The sequence below is a fragment of the Pseudomonas sp. Gutcm_11s genome (assembly GCF_028649395.1).
Taxonomy (GTDB): domain Bacteria; phylum Pseudomonadota; class Gammaproteobacteria; order Pseudomonadales; family Pseudomonadaceae; genus Aquipseudomonas.
The window spans coordinates 412557-426124 of record NZ_JAQSUW010000016.1 but is presented as its reverse complement, the minus strand read 5'-3'; the positions used below and the strand labels follow the sequence as shown (position 1 = coordinate 426124).

Here is a 13568-nt window from a genome sequence, read left to right as displayed (position 1 = left end):
GACTTCGGTTGCCGGGCTTTCATGCCCTACTCCCTGCCTTGGATCGAATCGAACGAAGCGAGTTCCCGGCTCGCTACAGTCCCGACGCGACAAGTGCGACGAAGCGCACACCATTAAAGCAGGAAGCCCGGCACTGGGCCGGGCTTCTGACATTCGGAGGAGCGCCTCAGGGACGCTCGTCCACCTCTTCGGCGACCGCCGGCGGGATCAGATCCTCGCTGGTCAGGTTCAGCCAGATCAACACCACGTTGGCGATGTAGATCGACGAGTAGGTACCGGCCAGCACCCCAACGAACAGGGCGATGGAGAAGCCCCACAGGTTGTCACCGGCGAACACCAGCAGAGCGACGATCGCCAGCAGGGTCGAAACCGAGGTGGCGATGGTACGCAGCAGGGTCTGCGTGGTCGAGATGTTGATGTTCTCGATCAGGCTGGCCTTGCGCAGTACGCGGAAGTTCTCGCGCACCCGGTCGAATACCACGATGGTGTCGTTCAGCGAGTAGCCGATGATCGCCAGCACCGCCGCCAGCACCGTCAGGTCGAAGGTGATCTGGAAGAACGACAGGATGCCCATGGTCACAACCACGTCGTGCACCAGCGAGAGGATGGCACCGACGGCGAACTTCCACTGGAAGCGGAAGGCCACGTAGATCAGGATGCCGCCCAGGGCCAGCAGCATGCCCAGGCCGCCCTGGTCGCGCAGCTCCTCACCCACGGCCGGACCGACGAACTCGACCTTCTTAACCTGCAGCGAGCTGTCGCCACTGGCGGCCTTCAGCGCCGCCGCCACCTGGTTGCCGAGCTGCGGGTCATCGCCCTGCAGACGCACCACCACATCAGTGGTGGCGCCGAAGTTCTGCACCACAGCATCGGCGTAACCGGCTGCAGCCAGCTGCTCACGCACCTGACCGAGGTCGGCCGGCTTGTCGTAGCTCAGCTCGATCTGGCTGCCGCCAGTGAAGTCGAGACCGAAGTTGAGCCCCTTGAAGAACCAGCTGCCAAGGGCGACGAGGGTCAGGAGCATGGTCAGGGCAAACGCAAGATTGCGTATACCCATGAAGTTGATAGTTCCGAGTTTCATGACTGGCTGCCCCTTAGATCCACAGCTTCTTGAAGTCGCGACCGCCGAAGATCAGGTTGACCATCGCGCGGGTCACCATGATGGCGGTGAACATCGAAGTGACGATACCCAGCGACATGGTCACGGCGAAGCCCTTGACCGGGCCACTGCCCATGGCGAACAGGATGCCGCCGACCAGCAGGGTGGTCAGGTTGGCGTCGAGGATCGCCGAGTAGGCACGATCGAAGCCTTCGTGGATGGCGCGCTGCACCGACATACCGTTGGCGATTTCCTCGCGTATCCGCGAGAAGATCAGCACGTTGGCGTCCACCGCCATACCCATAGTCAACACGATACCGGCGATGCCCGGCAGGGTCAGCGTCGCACTCAGCGCGGACATCAGCGCCAGCAGCAGGACCATGTTGAAGGCCAGGGCCACGGTCGCCAGCACACCGAAGAAGCGGTAGATGGCGATGATGAAGATGGACACGAAGATCATGCCCCAGATCGACGCATCGATACCCTTGGCGATGTTGTCGGCACCCAGGCTCGGGCCGATGGTGCGTTCTTCGGCGAAGTACATCGGCGCTGCCAGGCCACCGGCACGCAGCAACAGGGCCAGTTCGGAGGACTCACCCTGGCCGTTCAGGCCGGTGATGCGGAACTGGCTACCCAGCGCGGACTGGATGGTCGCCAGGCTGATGATCTTCTTCTCTTCCTTGAAGGAGGGCACCGCCACTTCCTTCTCGACGCCGTCGACCATCTGCTTGACGTAGCGGGTCAGCGGCTTCTGCTCGATGAAGATCACCGCCATGCTGCGGCCGACGTTGTTGCGGGTGGCGCGATTCATCAGCTCGCCGCCATGGCCATCGAGGCGAATGTTCACCTGCGGACGACCATTCTCGTCATAGCTGGCCTGGGCATCGGTGACCTGGTCACCGGTGATGATCAGGCTGCGCTCCAGCGCCACGGCCGGACGGCCCGACTCGCGGAACTCGAAGGGTTCGGTGGAGGCACGCGCGGCATCCGGCTCGGCCTGCAGGCGGAACTCCAGGTTGGCGGTCTTGCCGAGGATACGCTTGGCTTCGGCAGTGTCCTGCACGCCCGGCAGCTCGACCACGATGCGGTTGGCGCCCTGGCGCTGTACCAGCGGCTCAGCCACGCCCAGCTCGTTGACCCGGTTACGTACGGTGGTCAGGTTCTGCTTGATCGAATATTCGCGGATTTCCGCGCGCTTGGCCTCGGTCAGCGCCAGACGCAGCACCTGCTGGTCGTTGCGACTCACGGTGGTCAGCGCAAAGTCGTTGAAGCTCTTGCGAATCAGGGCCTGGGCCTGCTCCAGCGACTCGCTGTCGGCGAAGCCCAGCTGAACGGCGCCGTCCTGTTGCGGCAGGCTGCGGTAGCGAATCCGCTCCTTGCGCAGCAGGCTCTTGATCTCGCTCTCGTAGACCTTCATGCGCGCGTCCATGGCCTTGTCCATGTCCACTTCCAACAGGAAGTGCACACCACCGGACAGGTCCAGGCCGAGCTTCATCGGGCCGGCGCCCAGGTTGCGCAGCCACTGCGGAGTGGTCGGCGCCAGGTTGAGGGCCACCACGTACTCGTCACCGAGCAGCTTGCGCACCAGCTCCTTGGCCGGCAGCTGATCTTCCTGCTTGGTCAGACGCAGCAGCGCACCCTGGCCCTGCTTCTCGCCAAGGTTGGCGGACTTCACCGCGATACCACCATCGGTCAGCGCCTTGCTGACGCGATCCAGATCGCCCTGACCGATCTCCAGCGCCGAGCTGGCACCAGTGATCTGGATGGCCGGATCGTCCGGATACAGGTTGGGTGCGGAATAGATGAAGCCGACCGTCAGTACAGCCAGGATCAGCAGGTACTTCCACAGAGGATATTTATTGAGCATGACGCCGCCCGTTATGACACGGGGCGCCTTAGGCGCCCCGTAATGGTGAACGAAGAATCGTTAGATGGACTTCAGAGTGCCCTTCGGCAGAGTCGCCGCGATGGCCTGCTTCTGGAACTTCAGCTCGACGTTGTCGGCGATCTCGACCACCACGAAGTCATCGGTGACCTTGGTGACCTTGCCGACGATGCCGCCGCTGGTCACGACCTCATCGCCCTTCTGCAGGCCGCCGAGCAGGCTCTTGTGCTCCTTGGCGCGCTTGGCCTGGGGACGCCAGATCATCAGATAGAAGATGACCAGGAAGCCGATCAGGAAAACCCACTCGAAACCGGTACCGGCAGGGCCGGCGGCAGCGGCCGGAGCGGCGGCGTCAGCGTAGGCGGCGGGAATCAGAAAGCTCATGGAAAACTCCTAGTTGCGAGGTCTTGAAACTGTTGTTGTCGGCGCCCGCTCGTAAGGCGGGCGTTGGCGGAAACTGGATCACCCTCTAGATGGGGTGCGACCGGCCGTTTTCAATCCCGTCAGGACTCCAGCGGCGGCGTCGGCAGGCCGCGCCGGGCGTAGAAGGCATCGACAAAGGCGGCCAATGTACCCTGTTGAATTGCCTCGCGCAAACCAGCCATCAGGCGCTGGTAATGGCGCAAGTTGTGGATGGTATTGAGCATGCTTCCCAGCATTTCGCCGCATTTATCCAGGTGATGCAGATAGGCGCGGGAGAAGTGCTTGCAGGTGTAGCAATCGCAGGCCGGATCCAGCGGCGAGTCGTCGAGCTTGTGCACGGCATTGCGGATCTTGATGACACCGGTGTCGGTGAACAGATGACCATTGCGTGCGTTGCGGGTCGGCATCACGCAGTCGAACATGTCCACCCCGCGGCGCACCCCCTCGACCAGGTCTTCCGGCTTGCCCACGCCCATCAGGTAGCGCGGCTTGTCGGCCGGCAGGTGCGGCGGCAGGAAGTCCAGCACGCGGATCATCTCTTCCTTCGGCTCGCCCACCGACAGGCCGCCGATGGCCAGGCCATCGAAGCCGATCTCCAGCAAGCCTTCCAGCGAGCGCAGGCGCAGCTCCTCGTGCATGCCGCCCTGGACGATGCCGAACAGCGCCGAGGGGTTACCCTCATGGGCATTCTTCGAGCGCTTGGCCCAGCGCAGCGACAGCTCCATGGAGCGCTTGGCCACATCGAAGTCGGCCGGGTACGGGGTGCACTCGTCGAAGATCATCACGATGTCCGAGCCCAGGTCGCGCTGGACCTGCATGGACTCTTCCGGGCCCATGAACACCTTGGCGCCGTCTACCGGCGAGGAGAAATACACGCCCTCCTCCTTGATCTTGCGCATGGCGCCCAGGCTGAACACCTGGAAGCCGCCGGAGTCGGTGAGGATCGGCCCCTGCCACTGCATGAAGTCGTGCAGATCACCGTGCTTTTTGATCACCTCGGTGCCCGGGCGCAGCCACAGGTGGAAGGTGTTGCCGAGGATGATCTGCGCGCCGATGTCACCGACATCGCGCGGCAGCATGCCCTTGACCGTGCCGTAGGTACCCACCGGCATGAAGGCCGGGGTCTCCACCACGCCGCGCGGGAAGGTCAGGCGGCCACGACGGGCACGGCCGTCGGTGGCCAGCAGCTCGAAGGACATATGGCTCATGGGGTCTCCTCGGGACCGCGCGGGGCGGGGTTGCGGGTGATGAACATGGCATCACCGTAGCTGAAGAAGCGGTAGCGCTGCTCCACGGCCGCGGCATAGGCGGCCATGGTCTGCGGATAACCGGCGAAAGCCGAGACCAGCATCAGCAGGGTCGACTCCGGCAGGTGGAAGTTGGTGACCAGGGCATCGACCACATGGAAGCGCTTGCCCGGGTAGAGAAAGATGTCGGTGTCGCCACTGAAGGCCTTCAGCTCACCCTCGCGGGCCGCGCTTTCCAGCGAACGCACACTGGTGGTGCCGACGGCGACCACTCGCCCGCCACGGGCGCGGCAGGCGGCAACGGCGTCGACCACGTCCTGGCCGACCTGCAGCCACTCGCGGTGCATGTGGTGATCTTCGATACGCTCGACCCGCACCGGCTGGAAGGTGCCGGCACCGACATGCAGGGTGACGAAGGCGGTCTCGATGCCCTTCTCGCGGATCGCCGCCAACAGCGCGTCGTCGAAATGCAGCCCGGCGGTCGGCGCGGCAACAGCACCGGCCTTGTCACGATCGGAATAGACGGTCTGGTAACGCTCGCGGTCGGCAGCCTCGTCGGCGCGGTCGATGTAGGGCGGCAGCGGCATGTGACCGACCCGATCCAGCAGCGGCAGCACTTCTTCGGCGAAACGCAGCTCGAACAGCGCGTCGTGACGGGCGACCATCTCGGCCTCGCCGCCACCTTCTATATGGATCAGCGAGCCCGGCTTGGGCGACTTGCTCGAACGCACGTGGGCCAGCACGCGATGGCTGTCCAGGACACGTTCGACCAGAATCTCCAGCTTGCCGCCGGAGGCCTTCTGGCCGAACAGGCGCGCCGGGATCACCCGGGTGTCGTTGAACACCATCAGATCGCCGGGACGCAGGTATCCGAGCAGGTCGGCGAACTGCCGGTGGGCCAGCGCACCGCTCTCGCCGTCCAGCACCAGCAGGCGGCTGGAACTGCGCTCGGCCAGCGGATGGCGGGCGATCAGGTCGTCGGGCAGGTCGAAATGGAAGTCGGCAACACGCATGGGGTCAGTCTCGCAGGGGGCGCAGAGCTTACCGGAAAGCGCGCGTGCGAGCCACGCGCGCCCCGATCACCGGCGCCGAAGCCATCTATCGGTGCGAGTCGTGCTTGTCCTGTTCCAGGGTTTCCAGCAGGGCGATCTGCATGCGCGAGTGCAGGCGGATCAACCAGCGCCAGAACAGGGTGATGGCCGCCACCGCCACCAGCGCGATCACCAGCAGCGCCTCGCCGGTCGGCAGGATGCTGGTGGACAGCGCGGCGAGCATCAGCATGATCACCGCCAGCGACAGCAACGGGATCAGCTCGGCAATCACCTTGCGTACCCGCACGGTGTGCCGGCCGGCCTTCTCCGGGCGCACGCCAAGCTCGGCGAGCAGCATGGCCAGAGCCTTGAGCTTGCGGTAGGCCGCCACCAGGAACGGCAGCGACAGCAGCAACGCGCCACCCCAGACCAACGCCTTCTGCACATTCGGCGCCCGCACCCAGGGCTCCAGGTAGGCCGCCAGCGGCGCGGCGAAGTAAGCGGCGCTGAGGAAGATCGCCACCACCAGAGCGATGTTCACCGCCACCTGCAGCAGGATGCGCCGGATCATGCTCAGCAGCATGACGTTCTGCCCCTGTGGCTGGATGCTGCGCAGCCAGTCGCCATACAGGCCGAAGACCCGCGAGATGCGCTCCGGCACCACACCGGCCAGCGCATTGGAGAAGGGGTCGGCGGCGCGGATCAGGTACGGCGTGGTCAGAGTAGTGATGGCCGACACGGCGACCGCCACCGGATAAAGGAAGTCGCTGGTGACCTGCAGGGTCATGCCCAGCGCGGCGATGATGAAAGAGAACTCGCCGATCTGCGACAGCCCCATGCCGACACGCAGCGAGGTGCGCCCGTCGTTGCCGGCGATGAAGGAGCCGAGGCTGCAGGACAGCACCTTGCCGACGATTACGGCAACGGTGATCACCAGGATCGGCACCGCGTACTCGACCAGCACATCCGGATCGATCAGCAGGCCGATGGCGACGAAGAAGATGGCGCTGAACATGTCGCGCACCGGCTCGATCAGCCGCTCGATCTGCGGCAGCTGGCGCGACTCGGCCATGATTGCGCCGATCAGGAACGCGCCCAGCACCATGCTGTATTCCAGCTTGACCACCAGCAGGCAGAAGCCGAAGCACAGGCCAAGCACCGTGACCAGCAACATCTCGTTGCTCTCGAACTTGGCGACATAGGCGAGGATGCGCGGCACCAGCAGGATGCCGATGACCAGCGCCACCACCATGAACAGCGACAGCTTGCCGACGGTGGCGAACACCTCGCCGGTTTCCACCGAGCCGCTGACGGCGATACCGGACAGCAGCGCGATGATGCCGATGCCGAGGATGTCCTCGACGATCAGCACGCCGAAGATCAGCTGGGCGAAGCGCTCGTTCTTCAGCTTCAGGTCGCTCAGCGCCTTGACGATGATGGTGGTCGAGGAGATCGCCAGGATGCCGCCGAGGAACAGCGAGTCCATCTTGCTCCAGCCGAAGAAGCTGCCGATCTCGTAGCCGATCCACAGCATCAGGGCGATCTCCAGCGCCGCCGCGATGAATGCCGTGGAGCCGACGTTGAACAGCTTGCGCAGGCTGAACTCGAGGCCGAGGAAGAACATCAGGAAGATCACCCCGAGCTCGGCGAGGATCTTGATCGTCTCCTCGTCATGGATCAGCCCGAAGGGCGGGGTGTGCGGCCCGATGATGAAGCCGGCGAGGATGTAGCCGAGCACTACCGGCTGGCGCATGCGATGGAACAACACGGTCACCACACCGGCGACCAGCATGATCACTGCCAGATCCTGAATGAAGCTGATGGCATGCATCGCGGCGTTCCCCTTCTACTGCGCAACCTCCCCCGCAGCGCCGCTACATCGGGCACCACGAAACCTGATGCCACAGCCTAACATCTTGATTTGCTGCGCTAATCGGCACGCAACTCAAAATTTGTAAGCACCGATGGCAAAGCCCGCGCGCAATTGACCGCAATTGGCCTCCTCCCTATACTGCGCGCCCATCGTGCCTCGGTGGCGGAATCGGTAGACGCGGCGGATTCAAAATCCGTTTTCGAAAGGAGTGAGAGTTCGAGTCTCTCCCGGGGCACCACGATATTTTTCCTCCCCCCAAAATTGCCTGCAAAGCCTCTGAAATCAGCTGTTTCAGAGGGGGTTGGCAAATTCATTTGAGTTAGCTAGAGTGGGTCAACTGTGTTTGCTTGGGTCGCCTTGAATCGTGACCTGATGCAGTAGATCCTAGATCCGCTACATCCCGCTCGACTTCTCTTACTCTCTGCAACCAGTTCCAGCCCTCTCGCGTCATAAGCTCGGGAGGCTGCCATCAACTCTAGTTTCAAGGAAATAAGACAATGTCGAATCGTCAAACCGGCACCGTCAAATGGTTCAACGACGAGAAGGGCTTCGGCTTCATCACCCCCGAGAGCGGTCCGGATCTGTTCGTGCACTTCCGCGCTATCGAAGGTAACGGCTTCAAGAGCCTGAAAGAAGGCCAGAAGGTTACCTTCGAAGCCGTGCAAGGCCAGAAAGGCATGCAAGCTGACAAGGTCCAGGTTCTGGGCTAATCGCTGCTGCTTCGAAAGAGCCCCTGATGGAAACATCAGGGGCTTTTTTATGCCCGCGCGCCAGAGACCTTACCTCTTTGCCCCGTAACAACACCTGGTCACACCCTGCGTTTTTGTGCCCACCGCCTCCACCCCGTACAATCGCGCGCAGTTTTCTTCCGCCGAGCCATCCATGCCCAAGCACCTACTGCGCCCCCAGGGCGACTTTCCCGCCGCCGGCCTGATCCGCCGCTTCGCCGCGATGTTCTACGACTTCCTGCTGTGCGTCGCCCTGCTGATGGTGGTCACCCTGCTGTACAAGATGGTGCAGATGGCCATCCTCGGCGAGGAGCAACTGCGCCAGATGTCCGATGCTGGGAAGCTGGATGGCGATCCCCTGCTCTCCACCCTATTGGTGATGTGCCTGTTCGGCTTCTTCGCCAAGTTCTGGACCCACAACGGCCAGACCCTCGGCATGCAGGTCTGGGGCCTGCGCATCCAGAACGCCGATGGCAGTGCCGTCACCCTGTGGCAGGCACTGCTGCGCTTCGTGGTGGCCATCGGCTCCTGGCTGTTCTGCGGCCTGGGCTTCTTCTGGGCCCTGTGGGACAAGCAGAAGCGCAGCTGGCACGACATCTATTCGGACAGCCAGGTCGTGCAGCTGCCGAAGAACATCCACAAGCAGGGCAAGTAAGGCTCAGTAGCCGGCCAATCCCGGCAGCAGTACGTTGACTGCCAGCCAGGCAGTAGCCAGGGCGCCGACCAGACAGAGCAGCGCGCCACCCGCCGCTTGCCAATAGAAGCCCCAGGCCAGCTCATCCTCGCCGCCATTCGACAGGATGAAGGGGTAGGACTCGCCGGGCTTGGCCAACTGGTGATGCACTGGCGCCTCGCCCCGCGCCAGCTGACGACGCTGGGCCTCGGCCCGCGCCGACTCGCGCATGCGCTCCCACTCCACCGGATCAAGCTGGCCATCGCCATTGCTGTCGAAGCGCTGCAGCATGCCGGCGAAATCGCTCTTCCACTCGCGCACTACCGCACCCTGTGCCAGCGTCAGATCGAACGCCTCGGCACCGCCGCGGGTGCGAAAATCGCCGATGGCATACAGCGGCTGCCCGACGTGCAGGCGCTCCTCGGTGTAGCGGTACTGGCTATTGGCCGAGAGCAGCATGCCGAGCAGCCCACCACCGCTGCTGAGTCCGCGCGGGTGACGCTCTCTGCCACTCCACACCTGGCGAGTGCTGGGCCGCACCTCGGCGCCACGCGGATTGATCAGGCACTCCCCCGTCGCATCCTTGAGGCGCACCAGCGCCTCGCTGGTGCCGCTCTCGACCACGTGCCAGCGGCGGTTCTTGCCGTCGCCGGAATACTCCTCGATCTTGAAGCGCCACCACAGGCAGGGCGTGCCGGTCAGCGGCGCCTGCTGCTGACCACCGGGCAACTCGTCCAGCACGCCGTACAGCTCGACGTAACCCTGGGCAGCGGAGCGAATCTTCGAGGTGGGCGTATTGAGCAGGAAGCGCGCCTCGGACAGGCGCTTGATGCACCACCAGCCACCGCCAGCACACGCGCCGACGCTGAAGGCCATGCTGATGGCCAGACCCGGAACATCCATCTCAGTTGAACAGCGACTTGAGGTCGACGTCGGCCTTCTCTTCCTCGCTGAACTGCAGCAGCTCGGCTTCCTTGAAAGCGAACATGCGCGCCAGGATCACATCGGGGAACTGCTCGATGCGCACGTTGTTCAGGTTGACCGCCTCGTTGTACAGCTCGCGGCGGTCGGCAATGGCGTTCTCCAGCCCGGAGATACGCTGCTGCAGATGCTGGAAGCTGTCGTTGGCCTTGAGGTCGGGATAGTTCTCGGCCAGGGCGAACAGCTGGCCGAGGCCGGCGCGCAGGCTGCTCTCGGCCTTGCCCAGGGCGCCCACGTCCTGCTGCTCGCGAGCACTGGCCACGGCGCTGCGTGCGGCGATCACCCGTTCCAGGGTGGTGCGCTCGTGCTGCATGTATTGCTTGCAGGTCTCTACCAGCTTGGGCAGCTCGTCGTGGCGCTGCTTGAGCAACACGTCGATGTTCGACCACGCCTTGCTCACCCCGTGCTTGAGGCGCACCAGGCCGTTGTAGAGAACCACCGCCCAGGCGGCAACGAGGAACAGCACGACAATCACGGCAACGGTGACAAGCATGGGACGACACTCCTTGTGAACTGCCGGCATTCTAGCGATAGCCCGCGCCGCGTCCACAAGGGCGACGAACGGAAATCGCCTTTGCATTTAATGAAAATCTTTCGCATCATTGGGCGGTTTTCCCGCCTTCCAACACTAGAAGCAAAGGACTCCGCCATGACTCGCATGCCCCTGGCCACCGCCAGCCTGCTGGCCCTCGCCATTTCCCTCGCCGGCTGCGGCGACGACAAGAAAGAGGCCGCCGCTCCGCAGGCCGCCGCTCCGGCCACTGCCACCGCTCCCGTAGCCGCTGCGGGCAAGATCGACGAAGCCGCCGCCAAGGCCGTGGTCAACCACTACGCCGAGCTGGCCTTCACCGTGTTCAGCGACGCAGCCAGCACCGGCAAGCAGCTGCAGACCGCCGTCGACGCCTTCCTCGCCAAGCCGAGCGAAGAGACCCTGAAAGCCGCCAAGGAAGCCTGGCTGGCCGCACGCGTACCCTACATGCAGACCGAAGTGTTCCGCTTCGGCAACGCCGTGGTCGACGACTGGGAAGGCCAGCTGAACGCCTGGCCGCTGGACGAAGGCCTGATCGACTACGTCGCCAAGGACTACCAGCACGCCCTGGGCAACCCGGGCGCCAGCGCCAACATCATCGCCAACACCACCATCCAGGTCGGCGAAGACAAGATCGACGTCACCGAGATCACCAGCGAGAAGCTGGCCGAGCTGAACGAGCTGGGCGGTTCCGAAGCCAACGTCGCCACCGGCTACCACGCCATCGAGTTCCTGCTCTGGGGCCAGGACCTGAACGGCACCGGCCCGGGCGCTGGTCAGCGTCCGTACACCGACTATCTGGTCGGCGACGGCGCCACCGGCGAGCACAACGAGCGTCGCCGCGCCTTCCTCAAGGCCGCCACCGACCTGCTGGTCAGCGACCTGGACGAGATGGTCGGCCAGTGGAAAGCCGGCGTTGCCGACAACTACCGCGCCAAGCTGGAGGCCGAGTCGGCCGAGAGCGGCCTGCGCAAGATGCTGTTCGGCATGGGCAGCCTGTCCCTCGGCGAGCTGGCTGGCGAGCGCATGAAGGTCGCCCTGGAAGCCAACTCCACCGAAGACGAGCACGACTGCTTCAGCGACAACACCCACAACTCGCACTTCTACAACGGCAAAGGCATCCGCAACGTCTACCTGGGCGAGTACAAGAAGGTCGACGGCACCACCCTGACCGGCCCGAGCCTGTCCTCGCTGGTCGCCAAGGCTGACGCCGCTGCCGACACCACCCTGAAGGCCGACCTGGAAGCCACCGAAGCCAAGCTGCAGGTGCTGGTCGACAGCGCCGAGAAGGACAACGTGCACTTCGACCAACTGATCGCCGCCGGCAACGCCGAAGGCCAGCAGAAGGTCCGTGACGCCATCGCCGCCCTGGTCAAGCAGACTGGTGCCATCGAGAAGGCCTCGGCCGTTCTGGGCATCAGCGACCTGAACCCGGACACCGCCGATCACCAGTTCTGATACCCGCAGAGCTGTCCAGGACGGGAGCGCCCACAAGGCGCTCCCGTTTTTTTATGCGCGGCCTTTGCTGGTAGCCGCCCTTCTGGCCGTCGCCAGGCGCTGCCAGATTGCCTCCGCCTATTCTTATCCCGCGACAATATGGTTCAGGCACAAACGCTAATTCCTCTTATTTGAACTCCCTTAGCCTGCTAAGATTGCCCGCCTTGTCCGGCTGTCCAGGCTTTATCGATGCCCTCCCCGCTGCGCCTCTGCCTCCTGCCGCTGGCCCTGCTCCTCTCGGCCTGCGAGCGCACGCCGGCGCCTGCCGAACCCGGCGAAGCGTTGTCCGGTGGCGCCACCACGGTAAGCCAGCGCGACCAGAACGCCTTCTCCCTGCCCTCCGCCAACCTCGCGCCATCGCGGCGCCTGGACTTCGCCGTGGGCAACAGCTTCTTCCGCAATCCCTGGGTGATCGCGCCGTCCACCACCACCGCGCGCGACGGCCTCGGCCCGCTGTTCAACACCAACGCCTGCCAGAACTGCCACATCAAGGACGGCCGCGGTCATCCGCCGGAAGCCAATGCCATCAGCGCGGCTTCTATGCTGGTGCGCCTGTCGGTGCCGGGTGACGACTCGCCGGCGCATGCCGAGCTGCGCCAGCGCCTGGGTGTGATACCCGAGCCGGTGTACGGCGGCCAGTTGCAGGACATGAGCAACCCCGGCGTGGCGCCCGAGGGCAAGGTGCGGGTCGAGTACGACAGCCAGTCGGTCACCCTCGCCGACGGCACGCAGGTGGAACTGCGCAAGCCGCGCCTGCTGATCAGCAACCTTGGCTACGGTGAGATGCAGGCGGACACCCTGTTCTCCGCGCGCATCGCCCCGCCGATGATCGGCCTGGGCCTGCTCGAGGCGATTCCCGAGGCGACGATCCTCGCCGCGACCGACCCCGAGGATCGCGACGGCGACGGCATCCGCGGCATGGCCAACCAGGTCTGGGACGACGCCCGTGGCGAGACCGTGCTCGGCCGCTTCGGCTGGAAGGCCGGCCAGCCCAACCTCAACCAGCAGAACGTGCATGCCTTCTCCAGCGACATGGGCCTGACCACCAGCCTGCTGCCGCATGACGAATGCACCGCGGCGCAGACCGACTGTCGCGCCATGCCGCATGGCGGCGAGCCCGAGGTCAGCGACAACATCCTGGCCAACGTGCTGTTCTACACCCGCAACCTGGCGGTGCCCGCGCGTCGTGGCGTCGACGATCTGGAAGTACGCCGCGGCAAGCAGCTGTTCAGCGATGCCGGCTGCGCCAAATGCCACACACCCAGCTTCGTCACCGCAGCCGATGCCGCCGAGCCGGAGCTGGCCAAGCAGACCATTCGCCCCTATACCGATATGCTGCTGCACGACATGGGCGAAGGCCTCGCCGATGGCCGCAGCGAATTCCAGGCCAGCGGCCGCCAGTGGCGCACCGCGCCGCTGTGGGGCATCGGCCTGACCGAGCGCGTCAACGGCCACACCCAGTTCCTGCATGACGGTCGCGCCCGCAACCTGCTGGAGGCCATTCTCTGGCACGGCGGTGAGGCGGAAAGCGCCAAGCAGGCCGTCGTCGAATTCGATGCCAGCGAGCGCGGCGCGCTGCTGGCCTTCCTGAACTCTCTCTGA

The 13568-nt window shown here is 64.4% G+C and carries 12 protein-coding genes and 1 tRNA gene; 5 read left to right on the top strand and 8 right to left on the bottom strand.

Features of this window, described 5'->3' with window-relative positions:
• Positions 1–166 precede the first annotated feature (166 nt).
• From secF to PTT45_RS18200, 6 genes are all read right to left on the bottom strand, one after another.
• On the bottom strand, positions 167–1081 hold the full coding sequence (secF, locus tag PTT45_RS18225; RefSeq protein ID WP_273815192.1) for a protein translocase subunit SecF: 915 nt from the start codon (positions 1079–1081) through the stop codon (positions 167–169).
• 13 nt (positions 1082–1094) lie between these two features.
• Positions 1095–2966, bottom strand: a complete 1872-nt coding sequence (gene secD, locus PTT45_RS18220) for a protein translocase subunit SecD (RefSeq protein WP_273815191.1) — start codon at positions 2964–2966, stop codon at positions 1095–1097.
• A gap of 60 nt (positions 2967–3026) precedes the next feature.
• The gene (gene yajC, locus PTT45_RS18215) at positions 3027–3368 is read right to left on the bottom strand and encodes a preprotein translocase subunit YajC (RefSeq protein ID WP_273815190.1); all 342 of its coding nucleotides are present in this window, start codon (positions 3366–3368) and stop codon (positions 3027–3029) included.
• A 119-nt stretch (positions 3369–3487) separates the two neighbouring features.
• Positions 3488–4606, bottom strand: a complete 1119-nt coding sequence (gene tgt / locus PTT45_RS18210) for a tRNA guanosine(34) transglycosylase Tgt (RefSeq protein WP_273815279.1) — start codon at positions 4604–4606, stop codon at positions 3488–3490.
• A gap of 5 nt (positions 4607–4611) precedes the next feature.
• Positions 4612–5667 (bottom strand): tRNA preQ1(34) S-adenosylmethionine ribosyltransferase-isomerase QueA, encoded by a 1056-nt coding sequence (gene queA / locus PTT45_RS18205; protein WP_273815189.1) that lies wholly within the window; start codon positions 5665–5667, stop codon positions 4612–4614.
• 85 nt (positions 5668–5752) lie between these two features.
• The gene (locus tag PTT45_RS18200) at positions 5753–7516 is read right to left on the bottom strand and encodes a cation:proton antiporter (protein WP_273815187.1); all 1764 of its coding nucleotides are present in this window, start codon (positions 7514–7516) and stop codon (positions 5753–5755) included.
• A 195-nt stretch (positions 7517–7711) separates the two neighbouring features.
• Here PTT45_RS18200 and PTT45_RS18195 point away from each other — a divergent pair.
• The 3 genes from PTT45_RS18195 to PTT45_RS18185 all read left to right on the top strand — a co-directional run bounded on the left by PTT45_RS18195 (position 7712) and on the right by PTT45_RS18185 (position 8941).
• A tRNA-Leu gene (locus PTT45_RS18195) sits at positions 7712–7796 on the top strand.
• Positions 7797–8055: 259 nt separating this feature from the next.
• Entirely contained in the window at positions 8056–8268 is a 213-nt protein-coding gene (locus PTT45_RS18190; RefSeq protein ID WP_160082300.1) for a cold-shock protein, read from the top strand.
• A gap of 172 nt (positions 8269–8440) precedes the next feature.
• A complete protein-coding gene (locus PTT45_RS18185; RefSeq protein ID WP_273815184.1) occupies positions 8441–8941 on the top strand; it encodes an RDD family protein in 501 nt (166 codons plus the stop codon).
• A 3-nt stretch (positions 8942–8944) separates the two neighbouring features.
• On the opposite strand, the gene PTT45_RS18180 is transcribed toward PTT45_RS18185, so the two are convergent.
• Positions 8945–9862 (bottom strand): GIDE domain-containing protein, encoded by a 918-nt coding sequence (locus PTT45_RS18180; RefSeq protein ID WP_273815182.1) that lies wholly within the window; start codon positions 9860–9862, stop codon positions 8945–8947.
• A 1-nt stretch (position 9863) separates the two neighbouring features.
• Positions 9864–10433 carry a LemA family protein gene (locus PTT45_RS18175; protein ID WP_273815180.1) on the bottom strand — a complete coding sequence of 190 codons (570 nt, stop codon included), beginning with the start codon at positions 10431–10433 and terminating at the stop codon, positions 9864–9866.
• A 156-nt stretch (positions 10434–10589) separates the two neighbouring features.
• Here PTT45_RS18175 and PTT45_RS18170 point away from each other — a divergent pair, with 156 nt between their 5' ends.
• Together PTT45_RS18170 and PTT45_RS18165 are read left to right on the top strand one after the other, a co-directional pair.
• Positions 10590–11927 (top strand): imelysin family protein, encoded by a 1338-nt coding sequence (locus PTT45_RS18170; RefSeq protein ID WP_273815179.1) that lies wholly within the window; start codon positions 10590–10592, stop codon positions 11925–11927.
• A gap of 228 nt (positions 11928–12155) precedes the next feature.
• The gene (locus tag PTT45_RS18165; protein WP_273815178.1) at positions 12156–13568 is read left to right on the top strand and encodes a di-heme oxidoreductase family protein; all 1413 of its coding nucleotides are present in this window, start codon (positions 12156–12158) and stop codon (positions 13566–13568) included.